Genomic DNA, 17,666 nt, shown 5'->3' with positions numbered 1-17,666 from the left:
CGGTTCCGCGGCATGGCCACGCTCCCATGCCGCGGCCCGCAGACCTCTGCCCCAAGGTGTAGGCGCCAAGAGCTGACGGCGTCAGCTCGCCTTCGGCCGCCAAACGATATCGCCGGTGGTGAGCTTCTTCGGCACGATGCCGAGATTGTAGAACTCGTCAGCTAGCGCCTGCTGATAGCTTGCGGCCGCATCGGTGACGGTCGTCACGCTACCGAGATCGGCGCCGGGCCGCTGCAGCGTCACTCGCGTGATGTTTTCAGGGACGCCGGTAATTTCCGAGAGCTCCTTGACCGTCGCATCGAGATTGTCCTGTGCTGCGCGCCCCACCTTGGCGAGCTCGTCGAGTACACTGACGATGACGGTGCCGCTCTGATCGGTGAAATCTTTGTTGGCGAGGAAGAAGCTGTAGTAATCGACGATGCCTTCGGCCGTCGTCAGGATGCGCGTATCAGGATCGGCCTCGGCGATGGCGAGATACGGATCCCAGATCGACCAGGCATCAATGCTGCCATTCTTGAAGGCGGCCGCTGCATCCGGCGGCGCGAGATCGATCTGCTGGACATCGTCGGGCTTCAGCCCCGCCTTGCGCAAGACCTTGACCGTTACGTTGTGGGCGCTGGAGCCGCGCTTGAAGGCCACCTTCTTGCCCTTCAGGTCTTCCAGCGTCTTAATTGGCGAATCCTTGCGCACGAGAATGGCTGAGCCAGCCGGGCTACCCTTGTAGACGCCAACATAATAGAGCGCCCCGCCGGCCGCCTGGGCAAAGAGCGGCGGCACATCGCCCGTGGCGCCAAAATCGAGCGCACCGGCGCCAAGTGCTTCCAGAAGCGGCGGGCCTGACGTGAATTCTGACCAGCTGACCGTAATTCCCTGATCGGCAAGCCGCTTTTCGAGAGCGCTGCGTCGCTTGGCAAGTGCCAACACGCCGTTCTTCTGCCAGCCGATGCGAAACTCTGTTGCCGCGGCTCGCGCCGCACGGACGGATGGCAGAATGGTGGTGGCGGCCGCTGCCCCGAAAAGTCCCAGTGTCTGTCGGCGTGTAATCATCTCTATCCCCTTCCTTTGGCTGGCGGGTGCTCCTGCTGCCCCGCTCGACCCTTCGATGGATTTATGATGATTTCTATAAATTAGATCGACAACAGAATTTATCATATTCGCGGAATCTGAAACTTTCCCAACCCCGATTTTCGCAGATTGAAGAAATTTTGTTCCAAGGCAGGCCACTTCCACCGCTGCCATGGCTTTCCGTCCCTGGCTGTTTCCTTTAATCCTCTGAGCCTGTTTGCAAGCAGTTATGGAGGACAAATATATGGCGAAAGTCGCTTTCATCGGTCTCGGCGTTATGGGTTTCCCGATGGCGGGCCATCTGAAAACAAAGGGCGGCCATGATGTCACCGTCTATAACCGCACGGCCGAAAAGGCCGCCGCCTGGGCGGAAAAATTCTCCGGCACGTCCGCCCCTACCCCGGCCGAAGCTGCCGATGGCTGCGATTTCGTCTTCGTCTGCGTCGGCAATGACGATGATCTCCGCTCGGTGACATCAGGCGAAAACGGCGTGCTGAAGAGCATGAAACCCGGTTCCGTGCTGATCGACAACACAACGGCAAGCGCCGAAGTCGCCCGCGAACTCTATGCGGCGGCCAAGGCGAAGGGCGTCGATTTCATCGACGCGCCCGTCTCAGGTGGTCAGGCGGGTGCCGAAAACGGCGTGCTGACCGTCATGTGCGGCGGCGATGAAGCCGTCTTCGAAAAGGCACGTCCCGTCATCGATGCCTATGCCCGCATGGTCGGCCTCATGGGACCGGCAGGTTCCGGCCAGCTCACCAAGATGATGAACCAGATCTGCATCGCCGGCATCGTCCAGGGCCTTGCCGAAGCCGTGCATTTCGGCAAACGCGCCGGCCTCGACATCGAAAAGGTGGTCGATGTCATCTCCAAGGGGGCCGCTGGCTCCTGGCAGATGGAAAACCGCCACAAGACCATGAACCAGGGCAAGTATGATTTTGGCTTTGCCGTCGACTGGATGCGCAAGGATCTTGGCATCGTCCTGACGGAAGCCCGGCAGAATGGCGCCAAGCTGCCGCTGACAGCCCTCGTCGACCAGTTCTACGGCGATATCCAGGCGCTCGGCGGCAACAGGTGGGATACGTCCTCGCTGCTCGCCCGCCTCGAGAAGTGATTGGCCCAGGAATATGAGCCCCTCTTCGAGCGCAACTGAGCTAATCGCGCATCTGCAGACGCTACGCTCCGAAGACAATATCGCCGGCATGGCGCGTTTCGGCATCGTGACCGAAACCGCCATCGGCATCTCCAATCCCGTCCTGCAGAAGATCGCCCGGCTCGCCAGGAAGGATCACGTCAGGGCGAAAGAGCTTTGGGCAAGCGGCATCCGCGAAGCGCGAATGCTGGCGCTTTACACGTTCGACCCGAAAAGTCTGACGCCAGCCGAGGCCAGAACACTGGCCGCGGACTTCAATTCCTGGGAAATCGTCGATTGTGCTGCCGATCTTTTCGTCGAAGCCGGCCTTGATAAGCTGATCGCAGACTTTGCAGCCGACGAGCGTGAATTCGTCCGGCGAACCGCGTTCGCCATGATCGCCGGTGCAGCCGTGCACCGGAAGAAGGACCCGGATGAAAGCCTGCTTAGCTACTTGCCGCTGATCGAAGCCCACGCGACGGACCCGCGCAATTTCGTCCGCAAGGCCGTCAATTGGGCGCTGCGCAATATCGGAAAGCGCAGCCGCGCCTGCCACGCTCCGGCGCTGGCCCTTGCCGAACGCCTTGCCGCAAGTGCCGATAAGACTGCACGCTGGATCGGCAAGGATGCGGTCAGGGAATTGACGAGCGAAAAGCTGCTCGCCCGGCTCTAACCTTATTGCGCCGCGATCGCTGCGCTCGTTGGAACGATCTGATGCTGCTTGGATTTCTCGACGAGGAAATCGATCAGTGCGCGCACCGCCGGCGGCATGCCCTTAGTCGTCGTGAAGACCAGATAGAACTGGCTCTCCGCCGTCTGCCAGTCCGGCAGCACGCGAACCAAGCGGCCAGACTGAATATCCTCCGCGCATGCACGTTCGAGGATGAGGCCGTAACCGACACCGGCACGGGCCGCATCGAGGATTGCCGTCATGCTGCGGCAGGTCAGCCGCGGCTGATGTCGCACGACCTTCTTCTCCCCGTTGGGACCGACCAGCTCCCAGGTATGGAAGGACATCCAGGTGGACATGGCGAGCGTCGGTCCGTTGGCGAGATCATCGACATAGCTGAGTTCACCCATGCGCTCAACCAGCGAGGGGCTGGCAACGAGAATGCGTCGCGCCCGGTCGAGCTTGCGCATCACCAGGCTCGTTTGCGTTTCCGGCTCGCTTGCTGCCCGCACTTCGACATCGATTCGCTCGTTGATGAGGTCGGTACGCCGATCGGAGCCGATGATCTGCAGCTTGATCTTGGGATAGCGCTCCAGAAATTCAGGCAGAACCGCGCCGAGTGAGTTATCGACAAGACCGAGCGGGCAACCCATGCGCACGATCCCCTGCGGATCGGATTGAGCTTCCGTGACGATCGACTTGGCACGATCGGCTTCACGGAGAATCGTCTGGCACTGCTCGTAGAAGGCCTGACCGATCTCCGTCACCCGGAAGTGACGTGTGGATCGCTCGATCAGCCTCGCCCCAAGACACTCCTCCAGACGGCTGACACGTCTGCTGAGCTTGGACCGAGGTATTTTCAAAGTTCTACTTGCGGAGGCAAAGCCACCGCTGGAGACGACGGCAGCAAAATAGAAGTAATCGTTAAGATCGTCCATAATCGAAACCTACCCGAGAGTAGTAATGAATGCCAGCCCCTAGGATGTTCCACCTGTGACGTTACAGTCACATTATTGGCATCAGATCCGGGAGGATAGAACCTGGCCTGACGCGAAGCTTGCCGGACGGGATAACGCAACCGCGAGGTGCATGCCGCACAACGAAATATGGCGCAATCAACCAAGGCAATGAATGCGCTGATAGTTTTGAAATGTGCTCGAAATCAGGAGAAATTCCGGAGGAAAACCTGTTGACCAACAAAACCGGTAAGCGTGGCGGCGCTCTTGGCTTCATGCCGGTTCTGAACTGCAAAGGACTGGCCCAGCAGGGAAAACCGGACCAGTCCCTCGTTACTGATCGGAGGTCATTCTGATCAGAAACTCTTGGGATTAGGAGACCCCCGGCACGAGGCCGGGGGTTCCGTCGTTTAAATTAGAACGAGCGCTGCAGACGGAAGTAACCGGTCGTGACGTCGTCGCCATCTTCCGGATCCAGGTACTGGACGGAAGCCTTGGCGTAGAAATTGTCAACGATCTGGTAGTCAACCGTCAGACCGACCTTCCAGGCATCGCCGAGACCATCGAAGTCGTCAGGAGCGCCAAGCTTGGCCGGGGTGCCCCAGTAGTTACCGTAGTACTGAACACCGGGAGTGATCTTCAGCTTGTCGGTAGCCTTGATGGCGTATTCGGCAGCAACTGCCCATTCAGCCTGCGAGTAGTAGGAGTTCGGGCCGCTGGAGTAGACGGCTGCGAGGCCGAGCGTGCCCGGGCCGAGTTCAGCCGTACCCATTGCGCGGATTGCGCCGTCTTCGTTGTCGAAGTCCCAGCCGCCGGTGACCTGATAGCTGAAGGCGCCAGCTGTGCCGCCGATGCCGAAGGCTACGCCGACGTTGTTCGGAGCTTCGTCAGTCTTGAAGACGCCGTCTTCCAGTTCGTCGACGCTGAGGCCGGCGTAGAAGGAACCGGTCTCGTACTGATAACGGATGGAGTTATGCAGCGTTTCGACAGAACCGATATCGTCCGTTTCGCCAGAGAGACCATCGTCCCACCAGGAGTAGAAGAGACCAGCGCGGAAGCCCGCGACGTCGAGGTAAGCGGAGTCGAGCTTCGTTTCCTGGGTCGATGCGTTGTCGGCATTGGCCTGGAGAACGATAACGCCGGTGAGCGGGCCGTATTCGGTGTCGCTCTTGGCGGTGAACTGAACCTGACCACGGGTTACAGCATCCCAATCCGAGTCGCCGCCAACGTTTTCGCCGACGTTAACCTGGAAACGGATGTAGCCTTCGATCTTCAGGCAGGTTTCCGTGCCCGGGATGTAGAAGTAGCCGGTGCCGTAAGCGTCGCAGACGCGAACGTACTCAACCGGCTCCGGCTCGGCAGCAACGATTGCGTCTGCTGCAAGTACCGGGGTCGATGCAGCAAATGCTGCTGCCGACGCAAGCAATACCATCTTGATGTTCATTGTAGAATTCCACTCCTTTGTCGATCGGGGCTTTCTCTGTCTCCGAAGAGACAAAGCCGACCCGTTTGAACAGCCTCACGGCGTGCGGATCGATCGAACCGCCAAACGTTCATTCCACAGACATCAGACCGTAGCAATTCGTGAAGGGAGCCAACGCTCACCGCGCACATGCTTTCTGCATGGAGCGTGATTTTTATACAACAATTTCAATAAGTTGGATGATTGACGCGCAAATACCGCCGCGATAACCCGTGGTTTTCGCAGGCGGCTGAAATCGTCCTCCCAGGCACCGCAAAATGGAGCAGAGCTCAAACGATTTGCGAAGCAACCGAACTGTAGCGCCGGCTAAAGACCATATAAAGACCGAAATTTAGGACATGATGTTCTGAAATCGAACCTAATGGTGCGGATCGCGACCATTAATCGATTTGAAGCCTACTTATTGTTGTAGAAACAACCGCAGGTCCGCAATTTGACGTCGATTAAACGCTTCGCCAAATGCATAAAAAATCGTGCATCGCGCGATATTGCGCCGCACCGGCATTGATTCAGTGTTCCTGGAACCCCCGGGACCACGTCCTGAGCCGGTACTCATGCCTCCCAACGTGCGGCCAGCTCATGACCGCGTGGATCGCATAGTTCCATGACAGGAAGATTACAATTTGGAAAGGTTTTGCACCGCCGTCAAGGCCCTGGCGCTTCACGAGCGGGCTTAGAAATCACGGATGAACTCTGAGTCGCCTCGTCTGCGGAAGCGCATCCGCTCTCCTGTTCAGCAGGCACGATTCGTTCGCGCCTGCTAGGAGTCGTTAGCGCCGTATGAAGGCGCGCCTGCCCAATTCAGTCCTCGTTGGACTTGGCGTTTTCGAGAAGCATGTAGTCGAGCGGCAGCTGTGTCGAATACTTGATCTGCTCCATCGCGAAGGCAGACGAAACATCGCGAATCTCGATCTTGGCGATCATCCGCTTGTAGAAGGCGTCATAGGCGGCAATGTCGGGCACGACAACGCGCAGCAGATAGTCCACATCGCCGCTCATGCGATAGAATTCGACGACTTCGGGAAAGTCCGCCACGACCTCCGAGAATCGGCGCAGCCACTCGATGGAATGGGTCGCTGTGCGGATAGACACGAAAACCGTGACCTTGGTGTTGACCTTCTCCGGATCGAGGATCGCCACCCGGCGCTTGATGACACCGTCTTCCTCCATCTTCTGGATCCGCCGCCAGCAGGGCGTCGTCGAAAGGCCCACCTTCTTGGCGAGGTCTGCAACGGCGAGCGTCGAATCTTCCTGGAGCAGGCGCAGTATCTTTCGGTCGAGGCGGTCCATGCGAAAATAAGTCCCTTTCGAATTATTTTCTCTGTATAGCGCGATTCCGGCCAACGAAAAGAATTTTGTTTCAGGAAGCAAGCATTTTGATTCGCTGGCGCAGTTCGGGGAGCAGTTCTTCTTCGAACCACGGATGCCGTTTTATCCAGCCGGTGTTGCGCCAGCTCGGATGCGGCAGCGGAAGAACTGCCGGTTTGCCCGGCATGGCAAGACTGTCCCGCCAGGCCCGCACCGTCTCTGTCATGTTCTCGCGTCGCATTTTCCCCATATGCCAGGCCTGCGCATAGCCGCCGACAGCCAGCACCAGTTCGATCTGCGGCATGACCGAGAGCACGCGGCCCTGCCAGACGGGCGCACATTCCCGGCGCGGCGGCAGGTCGCTGCCTTTGGCATCGTAACCTGGAAAGCAGAAACCCATCGGCACGATCGCGAATCGATCCCGGTCGTAGAAGGCCGGCCGGTCCACCTGCAGCCATTGGCGCAGCCGGTCCCCCGAGGCATCGTCGAATGGCAGGCCGCTTTCATGGACGCGCAGCCCCGGCGCCTGGCCGGCGATCAGCACACGGGCGCGTCTCGAAAGAACGGCAACCGGTCGAGGCTCGTGCGGCAAGCGATCCTCGATGCCGCGGATCGGCGCATCGCGACAGATCCGACAGGCGGCGATGTCGTGGCGCAATACATCCAGCCCGTCATCAGGCTCACTATCTATCATTCCCATCCTGTCCATTTGCCGATCAACCGTTGCAAGCCGGAGTTTTCATGCCGAGCCTGATCCCTGACGTCACGCGGCATCTCGAAACGACCGGCCCAAAGCCCAAGCTTCTGCACCCTCGCCTGCTCCTCCTCGCGCCGATAGCCGCCATAGGAAACCGCCATGCCGCCGGCCACCATATGCGCATTGATATCGCCGGCACGACTGCGGCAAATTACCAGAAGCCGGTCGTAACGGTCGCGCTCGCTTCCACCGCATTGCGTATCATCATCCGAGACGAGCTGCTGCAGCGTATGCTGCGCCAGCCTGCCGCAGGGCCATTCCTGCCCCGCCCGCTCGCATGTCTGCGTCAGTTCCGGCGCATCGATGCCTTTGAGCCGCATGCGCTCGCCATCAAGAACGAGGCTGTCGCCATCAACCGCGCGGAAGGCGCCTTGATGCTGGATGTCGGGCCTGTCGTTCAGCTTGGCGGCAATTAATGCAACGAGAACAAGAAAAGCGAGTGCGATCGTCCCGTCTCGGATCAACGAGAATAGCCGTGCCACGCTTTTGCCTCCTTGAAAAACAAACCCTTGGCAAAGATGGCAAACATCTTCTTAAGAATTTCCGGTTAAGCTCTTATTCATCTGCAGGAAAAGTTTCAACGTGCACATGAGTACCGGCGTCAGCACATCAACCGACAAGATTATTGTCGATAAATCGCGCGGCCACCGCAACAAGGCGGTATCCAGGGCCGTGCGGCAGACGCGCGAACGCCTGCAATCCGGCCAGGCTTCCAGCTCTGTTTTCGATCGCGACGTTCTGAAGATGTATATTGCCGCTGTGTTGCAGGGCGCGGCGATCATGCCGCTCTTCGTCATCATCGTCGCGGCACTCGGTACCTATTTCACCGAGGATACGAGCCTTTTTTTCTGGGCGTTGCTGACGCTGACCTTTCATGCCGTCAATATTCTTCTGGCGCGTCGCGCCAGGAAGCAGGAAATTACTGCAGATAGCGTGCGGCGCTGGCGCAAACTATTGCTTGCCGGGCAGTTCCTGATCGGATGCTGCTGGGCAATCTTTGCCCTGCAGGGCTGCTCGGCCTGCGAACCCTCCAGCTTCACGCTCTATAAGGGCGCCACGCTGTTGATCGCGCTGTCGGTCACCACGATGTCGAATTTCATGCTGACCCCAGCCGTGCTCGTCGGCTTTGCGCCCGCGGTCGTGGCGCTCGCCGCAAAAAGCGGCCTGTCACGCGACATTCTGGAAGTCTGTCTGGCCGCTGTCTTCACCACGACAGTGGTCTTCTTCAATTACATCAGCGATCGGCTTTTTCAGTCCAGTCTGAAGATCCTCTCCTTCCAGTCAGAAAAGGACGATCTGATCGCCGAGCTGGAAGTGGCAAAATCCATGTCGGACGAGGCGCGGCGCCGCGCCGAGGAAGCAAACCTCGCCAAGTCGCGCTTCCTCGCCTCGATGTCGCATGAGCTTCGCACGCCGCTGAATGCCATTCTTGGCTTCTCCGAAGTCATGTCGGCGGAGGTCATGGGGCCGCTCGCAAATCCGACCTATAAGGAATATGCCGGCGATATCCATCGTTCCGGCCAGCATCTGCTCGATCTCATCAACGAAATCCTCGACCTCTCGCGCATCGAAGCCGGCAAGTATGAGTTGAGCGAAGAAGCGGTCTCGCTGCTCGATATTGCCGAAGACTGCATCGGTATGGTGCAACTTCGGGCGCGGGCCAAGAACATCACCATTCACGATCAGGTCGAACGCCAGCTTCCAGCAATCTGGGCGGATGAGAAATCCATACGCCAGGTCGTGCTTAATCTCCTCTCCAATGCCGTGAAATTCACGCCCCAGGGTGGAGAAATCAACGTCAAGGTCGGCTGGACTGCCGGCGGCGGCCAGTACGTTTCAATCAGGGATAACGGCCCCGGCATTCCCGAAGATGAAATCCCGATTGTGCTCTCTGCCTTCGGCCAGGGTTCGATCGCCATCAAGAGCGCCGAACAGGGCACAGGCCTCGGCCTGCCGATCGTCCAGGCGATCCTCGCCAAGCATGACGGCCAGTTCGTCCTGAAATCCAAGCTGCGCGAAGGCACCGAAGTCATCGCCATCCTGCCGGCGAAGCGCGTGTTGCAGAGCATCCCGGCCGTGGAAGAGGCGCAGCCGGTCACCAAGAAGCGCCGCAGCTTCGCCTAGTCAACGCACTCGTTCAGAAGAACAGGTGCCTTACGATGACGAAGCCGAGATAAAGGCAGCAGGCGGCAATCATGCAGGTCACGGCGAAAGAGCCGAGATCCTTGGCATGTTTGCCGACGATGGAAATTTCAGGTGAAATTCGGTCGATCACTTCCTCGACAGCCGTATTCATCGCCTCGATGGAAAAGAGCCCGAGGAAAAGCAGCGTCGTGACGACGAATTCGGCAGCATCGGCGCGGATGAGGAAAAGCACGATCAGTGCCACGACGAAAAAGCCGAGTTCCTGCCTGAAGGCCGCTTCCTTGAAGACCCGCAGGAACCCCGCCCAGGAATAGCCGGCCGCGGCTATGAAGTGGCGAAATCCCGTTTCCTTGGTCACGGCAGGTTGCGTCAACGGCGCCTCGTTTCCTCCAGGCCGGCCTTGTTGCCGACGCTTTCATTCATGAGCGGATACGCAGATATCGCTTCCCCGGTCTCAGCGCAAGCAATGCGCCGGCCGGGCTTCGATTCCTGCCCGAGAGCGGCGGATAACCTCCGACGCATTTTCCCGTAAAGCCTGGGGATTATCGATCCGGACCCGGGACCTATTGCAGCCAGAACGCCCGTATCTCTTCCGGCGTAACCTTGCCATCATTGTTCGCGTCCACGGCGTCGAATATCCGCTTATGGATAGCCGTCACTTCCTCGAACGACAGAGCGCCATCCTCATCGGTATCGGCAATCGCGAACATGACTTTCATCATAAACCCGCGCATCATCGGCATCCCGCCACCCGGTTGCATCATGTGCCCACCCATCATGCCGGGCTCCATCATGTTCCCGCCCGTCATTCCGCCATACATCATGCCCTGTCCTTCCGGCATTGCCCCCTGGCCTTGTCCCATCATGCCTCCCATTCCCGATTGCGGGGCCGCTTGCGACATATTCAAGGGATGATGGGGATCCGTCTCGTTCGTCTGCGCGAAAGCGCAACCGGCTCCGCCGGTCGCGATCAGCGCGGCCAGCAGGATCGCGTTTGGAATGCTCGTCATTCTCATGTCGTTTCTCCTTTGGCTCTGGTCAGTACCCACGCCTGTTTCCTGAAGCGGAACAGGACGGATGCGAATGTCATGTCAGCGGCAGGCGGACGTGCCGCCGGCCCGTGGACGCAGCGCAGCCGACAAGCCGAGCGCTGCTGCGCCGACTGTCAGGCCGTTCAGAAAATCACGGCGGTCCATTGTATTTGATCCTAGCTTCCGGTCGGCGAGCCGACCTTTGTCTTGGGCTGCCTGCGGCGCCCGTCGAACCGGCCGAATGCCGGGATCAGCGGCCTCAGGCACCGCCGCTATGCTTGCGGCTCCGTTCCCCTGCTCAGCCGAAGCGCCGGCCGATGAAATCGAAGATAGTTGCGATCATTGAAACTGTCCATGCGACCAAGACGACACGTCTGACGGTAGACGGTTTCTTGCCGATCATACTTGATTCAGGTCAACAATGCCGTAACGATACCGGTCATCTCGCCTGATTGGCGCCGCCCGAATCCACCTGCGTGGAGCGGTGCGGCGGGAGCGATCCGACGGACTTCACTCCCGATTCCGAAGGGAATTCGACCCTTAGTGTTTGCCGGTAACGCCGGCCTGGCTGAACGTCGCCATGCCGGAATGGCAGGCGGCCGCCGCCTTGACGATGCCGGCGGCAAGGGCGGCACCCGTGCCTTCGCCAAGCCGCATGCCGAGCGCCAGAAGCGGCGTCTTGCCGAGCTGTTCGATGGCCCGCAGATGGCCGGGCTCAGCCGACACGTGGCCGATCAGGCAGTGGTCGAGCGCGGAAGGATTGGCCGCCCGCAGGATCGCGCCGGCAGCGGTCGCAGTATAACCATCGATCAGCACCGGAATACGCTCCATGCGCGCCGCAAGGATGGCGCCGGCCATCGCTGCGATCTCGCGCCCGCCAAGCCGGCGCATGATCTCAAACGGATCGCCCAGGTGATCGCTGTGCAGTTCCACGGCACGCTCGACGGCATCGATCTTGCGCTCCAGCATCTCGCCTTCCGAGCCCGTGCCCGGACCGACCCAGTCGCGCGCCGTTCCGCCGTAAAGCGCATAATTGATCGCGGCTGCGATCGTCGTATTGCCGATGCCCATTTCGCCGATGCAGAGCAGGTCCGTGCCGCCGGCAATCGCTTCCATGCCGAAAGCCATGGTGGCAGCGCAATCGCGCTCGGAAAGGGCCGCTTCCTGAGTGATGTCACCGGTCGGGTAATCGAGCGCCAGGTCGAAGACCTTGAGGCCGAGATCATTGGCGACGCAGATCTGGTTGATCGCCGCCCCGCCGGCGGCAAAATTCTCCACCATCTGCTGCGTGACTTCCGGGGGGAACGGCGTGATGCCCTGCCGCACGACGCCGTGATTGCCGGCGAAGATCGCCACCAGCGGCCGGTTGACGGCGGGCGACCGGCCCGTCCAGGCGGCGAGCCAGAAAGCGATTTCCTCCAGACGGCCAAGCGCACCCGGCGGCTTCGTCAGTTGCGCGTCGCGTTCCCGGGCGGCGACCAGCGCGCGGGCGTCCGGTCCTGGCAGGTCACGAAGAAGGGCGCGAAAATCGTCGAACGGCAGGCCTGAAACGCTCATCTGAATGGCTTTCCTTGTATTCTTGTCTTTTCCCGGCAAATCGGGTTCTTTGCTTGGCGACTCTCTTAAAGCGACCGGCTCGGGCTCACAATGTCAAAAAGCCGCGTAATGACAAAAGCGCTGGTGAGAGCGGGGACTGCAGAGAATGATCAAGAATACAGTGCTCGATACCGCCCGCGCCGTGGCTTTCCTGAGCCGCATTCCCTTACCGCCATGGCTGTTTGCCGGATATGACGGCAAGCTTGGCCGGCTCGTGCGTGTCTTCCCGCTCGCCGGTCTCGTCATCGGCGCCCTGCCCGCTCTCGTCTTCCTCTTCATGCTCGTGTTTCATGCCGACCGCCTGATGGCGGCCTTCGTGGCGCTTGCCGTGCAGACGATCCTGACCGGTGCGCTCCATGAGGACGGGCTTGCCGATACGGCGGACGGGATAGGCGGCGGCAAATCGCGCGAACAGAGCCTGATCATCATGAAGGACAGCCGCATCGGCAGTTACGGTGCAATTGCCCTCATCCTTTCCTTCGCACTCAGGGCTTCCGCGCTCGCAGCGGTTGCCCGTGAAGCCCCGCCCCTTGCTGCCGCACTTGCCATTCCGGCCGTCGCCGCCCTCAGCCGCGGGGCGATCACCTGGCACTGGCAGCGCCTTCCTCCCGCAAAGTCGGATGGGCTCGCTGCCTCCGCCGGAAGCCCCGCCGAGCCGGCGATGCAGATCGCCCTCGTGTCCGCGGGTTTTGCGACGGCAATGCTCGTCTGGCCGGCGCTCGGTCTTCAGCCGCTCGTCGCCGCCCTTCTTGGCGCTGGCATCTCCACGCTTGCCTTCACCTGGTTCATCCGTCGCAGGCTCGGCGGCCATACCGGCGACACGCTCGGAGCCACTCAGCAGATTTGCGAGCTCGCAGCCTTCTGCGCACTTGCCATGGCCCTCTGAAATCCCGATATATCGTCCATGCGAACACCCTGCATCCGCGTATGCTGCCTGGATCCTCTCACTGGTCTTTGCACCGGATGCGGCCGCACAACACGTGAAATCGCCGGCTGGATGCGCATGTCGGATGAAGAGCGCGAAGCCATCATGCAGAACCTGCCGGCTCGCCTCGCCGCCCTAACGTCCGAACCGATGAGAACGCTGGAGGCGGCGGGCTGATGCGCCTCATCCTCCTGCTTGCCGTCATCGGCATCGGCCTTGCTATCCTGCTCTTCAACAGTGATCAGAGCCGGATTTTCGGATTGGAGAGCGATGATTTCGGCCGCTTCGTCTACCTGCTGCCCATCTCTCTGATGCTGGCCGCCGGCATCTGGGGCAGCCGCCGCAATATCGGCCAGACCATGCGGCAGCTGATGATCTGGCTCGTCATCATCCTGGCGCTGGCCACCGCCTATCTTTACCGCCAGGATGCGAGTGCTGTCGGCAATCGTCTGCTCGCCGGCCTCATGCCCGGCCGCGCTGTCGTCGTCACGACGAGCGAAGGCGGCCAGGAGGTCATCGTGCACAAGATGCTGAACGGCCATTTCCAGGCCGAAGTCTCGATCAATGGCCAGTCTGTGCCGATGCTGGTCGATACCGGCGCCAGCATGGTTGCTCTCTCTCATGAGGATGCGCAGCGCATCGGCATAGATCCGAAGCAACTCACCTATTCCATGACTGTCATGACCGCCAATGGCCGCGCCCGCGCAGCACCCGTTACCCTCGATCAGGTGGCGATCGGCCCGATCCTGCGCAGCAATGTTGCTGCAACCGTTGCTGAGGACGGCAGGCTTGACCAGAGCCTGCTCGGAATGAGCTTCCTCGAAACCCTGGGCTCGCTGCAGATGCAGACGGATGAGCTGAGGATGCGGGACTAACGGCCGCATCCGCCTTGCGGGAGCGACCAAGCCGCCCTAACCTCCGCCGATCTCCGCCAAAGAGGTCTCATCCGCCAATGTCCACCACCATCGCATTATTCGGCGCCGGCGCCATGGGTAGCGCCGTCGGCCGCCGTCTCGCCGAGTCCGGCGCCGAGGTCATCACTTTTCTGGAGGGCCGCAGCGAAGCGACAATCGAGCGCGCCCGCGCCGCTGGCCTCGTGGCTGTGCCGCTTTCGGCCTTTGCCGAGGCCGATATCATCCTCTCGATCGTTCCGCCGGCCGAAGCACAGAAGGTGGCGGATCTCGTGGCTCCAGTGCTGCAGGAATCCGTGAAGAAACCGGCCTTCGTCGATCTCAATGCCATCAGTCCGAAGACGATGGAAGCGCTTGCGGCAAAACTCGCGCCGTCAGGCGTCAGAATCATCGACGGTTCGATCATCGGCGGCCCGCCGGTATCGGGCAAGGCCGGTCCGGTCATCTGCCTCAGCGGCGAACTCGCCGGCGAGCCCGACCTGCTCTGCCGTTTCGGCTTGAAGATCCGCCCGGTAAAAGGCCCAGTCGGTGCCGCCTCGGCCCTGAAGATGTGTTACGCCGGCATCAACAAGGGCATCACCGGCTTGTCTGCCGCGATGCTGCTTGCGGCTGCCCGCAACGGGGCGAGCGAGGCGCTGAAGGTAGAACTGGCCGAAAGCCAGGCCGAGCATTTGCAGCGCCTGCGCCACTCAATTCCGGACATGTATCCTAAGGCCTATCGCTGGGTGGCGGAAATGGAGGAAATCTCCGAATTCCTCGGCGCAGACAATCCCGCTGCCCTCATCTTCAAGGGCATGGCGGGGGTCTTCCAAGCGATCGCCGAGGACCGGACCGAGAGTCGGGAACTGATCGCCACGCTCGACCGGATGCTGGAGAACCGGCATTAGACCGGTGACAAGCCCCGCATGAAATCCACAATCGCGCAGCTCACGATCTCCGGCTGTTCCTGCGGCAACCAATGGCCCACACCGGGCACGAACTGCGTCGTCCGCAGGCGAGGCGCGAGCGCCGGCATCGCCGCGATGATCTCCCGCATGCCGGGAATAGCAAGGCCGGTATCGCGTTCGCCGGTCATGAACAGCGCCGGGATCTCGACCTTCCTGCCTGCAAAAGCTTTCTGCAATTCCCAGTTCCGGTCGAGATTGCGATAATAATTCAGGCCGCCTCGAAAACCCGATGCCTCGAACGCATCGACAAAGACTTGAAGATCGGACTGCGGCAGCCAGCCGGGAAGGCTTTCGCTTTCCGGCAGATCGGCGAGCAGACCGGAGGCGCGCGACACCATCCCGAACGGATTGGGCGTTCGGTCACCCGGCAACCGCGGACCGGCGTCACCGCTGGCCGCGCTGTAGATCTTGCGCAGCGTGACGTCCACATCCCGTTCGAACTCGGCTTCTGCCACTCCCGGCTCCTGGAAATAGAGCACATAGAGCAGGTGATCCGGCGTCGCCGGAAAGATTTTCGTCGGCGGCACGGGTGGCTGGCCCATCAGGGGAACGCTTATGGCGACGATGCCGCGGAACCGGTCCGGGCGCATCAGCGCCGCCTGCCACGCGACCGTTGCACCCCAGTCATTGCCGACGATGACAGCCTTTTCCTCGCCGAGCGCGTCGAGGAGCGCGACCATATCGGCCACGAGATCGACGATCGTATAGACGCCGGTCTCGCGGGGGCTTTCGGTACGGCCATAACCGCGCATATCGGGCGCTACCGCATGGAAGCCCGCCTCGGCAAGTGCGCTGATTTGATGGCGCCAGGCATGTGAGGTCTCCGGAAACCCGTGGCAGAGCAGCACCAGCGGCCCTTCGCCGGCCTCTGTGATATTCATCCTCAAGGTTGCGGTTTCAATCACGCGCTGCTGCATCTCTGCCTCCTCATACCAGGGCCGTCGCACCCGGAAAAATCGCCTGCGGGAAATGTTGAATCTTTCATTCCGTATCTTTTTACGTTACAGAAAACAGGAGTCAATAGACCGTAATATCATTTGTTACGCTATCGAGAGGCACAGATGCGGCAAGACGGAAGACTGGCACGGATGATCCATGTTCTCGTCCATATGGGGTTGCTGGGCGGCCGGGAAACGAGCGAACGCATTGCCCAGATGCTAAACACCAACCCCGTTGTCGTTCGCCGCACCATGGCGTCGCTGCGCCAATACGGCATCGTCGAATCGGAAGGTGGCCCCGGCGGCGGCTGGTCGCTGACAAAACCACTCGCGGATATCACCATTCTGGATGTGCAACGCGCCCTGCAAGGTGAAACGATTCTCGATGCGCCGCTTTCTAACGATCATCCGTCTTGCCCTGTCGAGCGCGCCGCCAATGCCAAACTGCAGTACGCCTTTGAAAGTGCCGAACAGACTCTGGAGCGGGAATTCCAGAAGGTGACGCTCGCCGAAATCGGCGAGATCGCCATGGCTTCGGCCAGAGCCGAAAAGGCTGGCTGACGCCCACCGGTGCGCTTGCAGATGGCCGGTGAATCTGCCAATTTTCAGCAAAACAACAAGACCACAAAGAACAAGAAGAAACTCCTAATCTGGTGGCACCCAATCCCAATCGCCTTTTCCAAAGGCTTGGCGTGTCCGGTGCGACAGGAGTTTGACGATGAATGCATTCTGGCCCTTGTTCGTCGGCGGCGTGGCTCCCGCCATCTTCTGGGGCATCACCGCCATTTTTCAGAAGCAGAGTGCGGTGGCCGGCGCCGGCTCTTCCGTCTATCTCATTACTTTCGGGCTGACGCTCGCCATCGCAGGCGCGATCGCCGCATTGCTCTGGCGTCCGGCACCGTGGACACCTGATGGCATCGGCTTCGCCGCCCTTGCCGGCATCTGCTTTGCGCTCGGCACCGGCCTCATCAGCTATGCACTCTTTTCCTATGGCGTGCCGGTTTCGAAGCTCGCGCCGATATGGAGCTGCAACGTGTTGGTGACACTGGCTGTGGGGGCGGTGTTTCTGGGCGAGGCCTCGCAGGTCGATCTCCTGAAATTGTCGGTTGGCACCCTGCTCATCATCGGCGGCGCGATCCTCGTCGGCAATGCCTGAGCCTGTTCCGCCCGGCAATTGTAGCGGCGGGAGAGATGACGGTCATCAGCAGGGCCGTCCTCTTCGTCCTTCGATGACGAAGCAAGACGGCAGCGACCCGCACCCGGATTGACGCATAGTGGCGGGAAAACCCCGGGTCCCAGACCCGTGAGAAGCTCGTGCTGATCGGCACGCCGCCGGATATAGCGGAACCGTCGAACAGCTTCGACGGTTTTTTGAAGACAGACCGCCGATGACAGGAGGGGATTCTATGAGCAACGATATCAGGCTTCTGCACGGCTTTCGCGTACTTGTTTGCGACCCCGACAGCAAACAGCTTGCGGCCGCGAGCGGCATTGACGACCTTATCCGTCACGCACTCAGGGAAGCCGTCGATTGGGTGGTGCTGCCAATCGCTCGATTGCCAGACGGTTTCCTAACGCTCCGGTCCGGCATTGCCGGCGCGACGATCCAGAAATTCGTGAACTACCGGCTGCGCGTCGCCATCATCGGCTGGATCGATGACCCGTTGGCCGCCAGCAAGGCGCTGCAAAACTTTGTTCTTGAAGCCAATTGCGGCACGGATTGCTGGTTTCTCGATACAATGGAAGAGTTCGAGGCGAGGCTCTCGGCTTTCAGCACACCGGCCTAAGCCACGGTTTTACTG

Annotated in this window: 21 protein-coding genes; 10 read left to right on the top strand and 11 right to left on the bottom strand. The window is 60.4% G+C overall.

All coding sequences use genetic code 11. The features are described 5' to 3' along the window. Positions 1-81 precede the first annotated feature (81 nt). Positions 82-1,047 (bottom strand): aliphatic sulfonate ABC transporter substrate-binding protein, encoded by a 966-nt coding sequence (locus tag FHX08_RS06445; protein WP_132651748.1) that lies wholly within the window; start codon positions 1,045-1,047, stop codon positions 82-84. 247 nt (positions 1,048-1,294) lie between these two features. Here FHX08_RS06445 and FHX08_RS06440 point away from each other — a divergent pair, with 247 nt between their 5' ends. Together FHX08_RS06440 and FHX08_RS06435 are read left to right on the top strand one after the other, a co-directional pair. Further along, positions 1,295-2,179 (top strand): NAD(P)-dependent oxidoreductase, encoded by an 885-nt coding sequence (locus FHX08_RS06440; RefSeq protein WP_281412335.1) that lies wholly within the window; start codon positions 1,295-1,297, stop codon positions 2,177-2,179. A 13-nt stretch (positions 2,180-2,192) separates the two neighbouring features. Beyond that, positions 2,193-2,870, top strand: a complete 678-nt coding sequence (locus FHX08_RS06435) for a DNA alkylation repair protein (RefSeq protein ID WP_184327029.1) — start codon at positions 2,193-2,195, stop codon at positions 2,868-2,870. A gap of 2 nt (positions 2,871-2,872) precedes the next feature. On the opposite strand, the gene FHX08_RS06430 is transcribed toward FHX08_RS06435, so the two are convergent. The 5 genes from FHX08_RS06430 to FHX08_RS06410 form a co-directional block, all read right to left on the bottom strand. After that, positions 2,873-3,805, bottom strand: a complete 933-nt coding sequence (locus FHX08_RS06430) for a LysR substrate-binding domain-containing protein (protein ID WP_184327028.1) — start codon at positions 3,803-3,805, stop codon at positions 2,873-2,875. Between the two features lie 433 nt (positions 3,806-4,238). Continuing rightward, positions 4,239-5,267, bottom strand: a complete 1,029-nt coding sequence (locus FHX08_RS06425) for a porin (protein WP_132651752.1) — start codon at positions 5,265-5,267, stop codon at positions 4,239-4,241. An 840-nt stretch (positions 5,268-6,107) separates the two neighbouring features. Further along, positions 6,108-6,596, bottom strand: a complete 489-nt coding sequence (locus FHX08_RS06420) for an Lrp/AsnC family transcriptional regulator (protein ID WP_132651753.1) — start codon at positions 6,594-6,596, stop codon at positions 6,108-6,110. Between the two features lie 70 nt (positions 6,597-6,666). After that, positions 6,667-7,308, bottom strand: coding sequence for a uracil-DNA glycosylase family protein (locus FHX08_RS06415; RefSeq protein ID WP_184327027.1), 642 nt, complete (start codon positions 7,306-7,308; stop codon positions 6,667-6,669). Next, positions 7,305-7,853: a thermonuclease family protein gene (locus tag FHX08_RS06410; RefSeq protein WP_184327026.1), complete on the bottom strand. Its 549-nt coding sequence runs from the start codon at positions 7,851-7,853 to the stop codon at positions 7,305-7,307. The genes FHX08_RS06415 and FHX08_RS06410 overlap by 4 nt, the downstream gene beginning before the upstream one ends. A 106-nt stretch (positions 7,854-7,959) precedes the next feature. Between FHX08_RS06410 and FHX08_RS06405 the strand changes: the two genes are divergently transcribed. After that, on the top strand, positions 7,960-9,495 hold the full coding sequence (locus tag FHX08_RS06405) for a HAMP domain-containing sensor histidine kinase (protein ID WP_184327363.1): 1,536 nt from the start codon (positions 7,960-7,962) through the stop codon (positions 9,493-9,495). 13 nt (positions 9,496-9,508) lie between these two features. On the opposite strand, the gene FHX08_RS06400 is transcribed toward FHX08_RS06405, so the two are convergent. The 4 genes from FHX08_RS06400 to cobT form a co-directional block, all read right to left on the bottom strand. Beyond that, entirely contained in the window at positions 9,509-9,889 is a 381-nt protein-coding gene (locus tag FHX08_RS06400; RefSeq protein WP_184327025.1) for a diacylglycerol kinase, read from the bottom strand. 190 nt (positions 9,890-10,079) lie between these two features. Next, entirely contained in the window at positions 10,080-10,532 is a 453-nt protein-coding gene (locus tag FHX08_RS06395; protein ID WP_184327362.1) for an EF-hand domain-containing protein, read from the bottom strand. A gap of 75 nt (positions 10,533-10,607) precedes the next feature. Continuing rightward, complete coding sequence (locus tag FHX08_RS06390) at positions 10,608-10,712, bottom strand: twin-arginine translocation signal domain-containing protein (RefSeq protein ID WP_184327024.1); 105 nt, start codon at positions 10,710-10,712, stop codon at positions 10,608-10,610. A gap of 375 nt (positions 10,713-11,087) precedes the next feature. Then, the gene (gene cobT / locus FHX08_RS06385) at positions 11,088-12,104 is read right to left on the bottom strand and encodes a nicotinate-nucleotide--dimethylbenzimidazole phosphoribosyltransferase (protein ID WP_132651758.1); all 1,017 of its coding nucleotides are present in this window, start codon (positions 12,102-12,104) and stop codon (positions 11,088-11,090) included. 145 nt (positions 12,105-12,249) lie between these two features. On the opposite strand from cobT, the gene FHX08_RS06380 reads away from it, so the two are divergent. The 4 genes from FHX08_RS06380 (at position 12,250) to FHX08_RS06365 (ending at position 14,866) form a co-directional block, all read left to right on the top strand. Further along, the gene (locus FHX08_RS06380) at positions 12,250-13,029 is read left to right on the top strand and encodes an adenosylcobinamide-GDP ribazoletransferase (protein WP_184327023.1); all 780 of its coding nucleotides are present in this window, start codon (positions 12,250-12,252) and stop codon (positions 13,027-13,029) included. Positions 13,030-13,047: 18 nt separating this feature from the next. After that, the gene (locus FHX08_RS06375) at positions 13,048-13,245 is read left to right on the top strand and encodes a DUF1289 domain-containing protein (protein ID WP_184327022.1); all 198 of its coding nucleotides are present in this window, start codon (positions 13,048-13,050) and stop codon (positions 13,243-13,245) included. Further along, positions 13,245-13,943 (top strand): TIGR02281 family clan AA aspartic protease, encoded by a 699-nt coding sequence (locus FHX08_RS06370; protein ID WP_409527389.1) that lies wholly within the window; start codon positions 13,245-13,247, stop codon positions 13,941-13,943. The genes FHX08_RS06375 and FHX08_RS06370 overlap by 1 nt, the downstream gene beginning before the upstream one ends. Positions 13,944-14,020: 77 nt before the next feature. Beyond that, the gene (locus FHX08_RS06365; protein ID WP_184327021.1) at positions 14,021-14,866 is read left to right on the top strand and encodes an NAD(P)-dependent oxidoreductase; all 846 of its coding nucleotides are present in this window, start codon (positions 14,021-14,023) and stop codon (positions 14,864-14,866) included. Here FHX08_RS06365 and FHX08_RS06360 read toward each other — a convergent pair. After that, the gene (locus tag FHX08_RS06360; protein WP_184327020.1) at positions 14,863-15,843 is read right to left on the bottom strand and encodes an alpha/beta fold hydrolase; all 981 of its coding nucleotides are present in this window, start codon (positions 15,841-15,843) and stop codon (positions 14,863-14,865) included. The two genes, FHX08_RS06365 and FHX08_RS06360, sit on opposite strands and share 4 nt — an antisense overlap. Positions 15,844-15,987: 144 nt before the next feature. Between FHX08_RS06360 and FHX08_RS06355 the strand changes: the two genes are divergently transcribed. The 3 genes from FHX08_RS06355 (at position 15,988) to FHX08_RS06345 (ending at position 17,651) form a co-directional block, all read left to right on the top strand. Further along, positions 15,988-16,425 (top strand): Rrf2 family transcriptional regulator, encoded by a 438-nt coding sequence (locus FHX08_RS06355; RefSeq protein ID WP_184327019.1) that lies wholly within the window; start codon positions 15,988-15,990, stop codon positions 16,423-16,425. A gap of 157 nt (positions 16,426-16,582) precedes the next feature. Then, the gene (locus FHX08_RS06350; RefSeq protein WP_184327018.1) at positions 16,583-17,020 is read left to right on the top strand and encodes an EamA family transporter; all 438 of its coding nucleotides are present in this window, start codon (positions 16,583-16,585) and stop codon (positions 17,018-17,020) included. Between the two features lie 250 nt (positions 17,021-17,270). Next, complete coding sequence (locus FHX08_RS06345) at positions 17,271-17,651, top strand: DUF4180 domain-containing protein (protein ID WP_184327017.1); 381 nt, start codon at positions 17,271-17,273, stop codon at positions 17,649-17,651. Positions 17,652-17,666 lie beyond the last annotated feature (15 nt).

This window comes from Rhizobium sp. BK529, from assembly GCF_014194105.1.
Taxonomy (GTDB): domain Bacteria; phylum Pseudomonadota; class Alphaproteobacteria; order Rhizobiales; family Rhizobiaceae; genus Rhizobium.
This window is presented reverse-complemented; position numbering and strand designations above follow the sequence as displayed.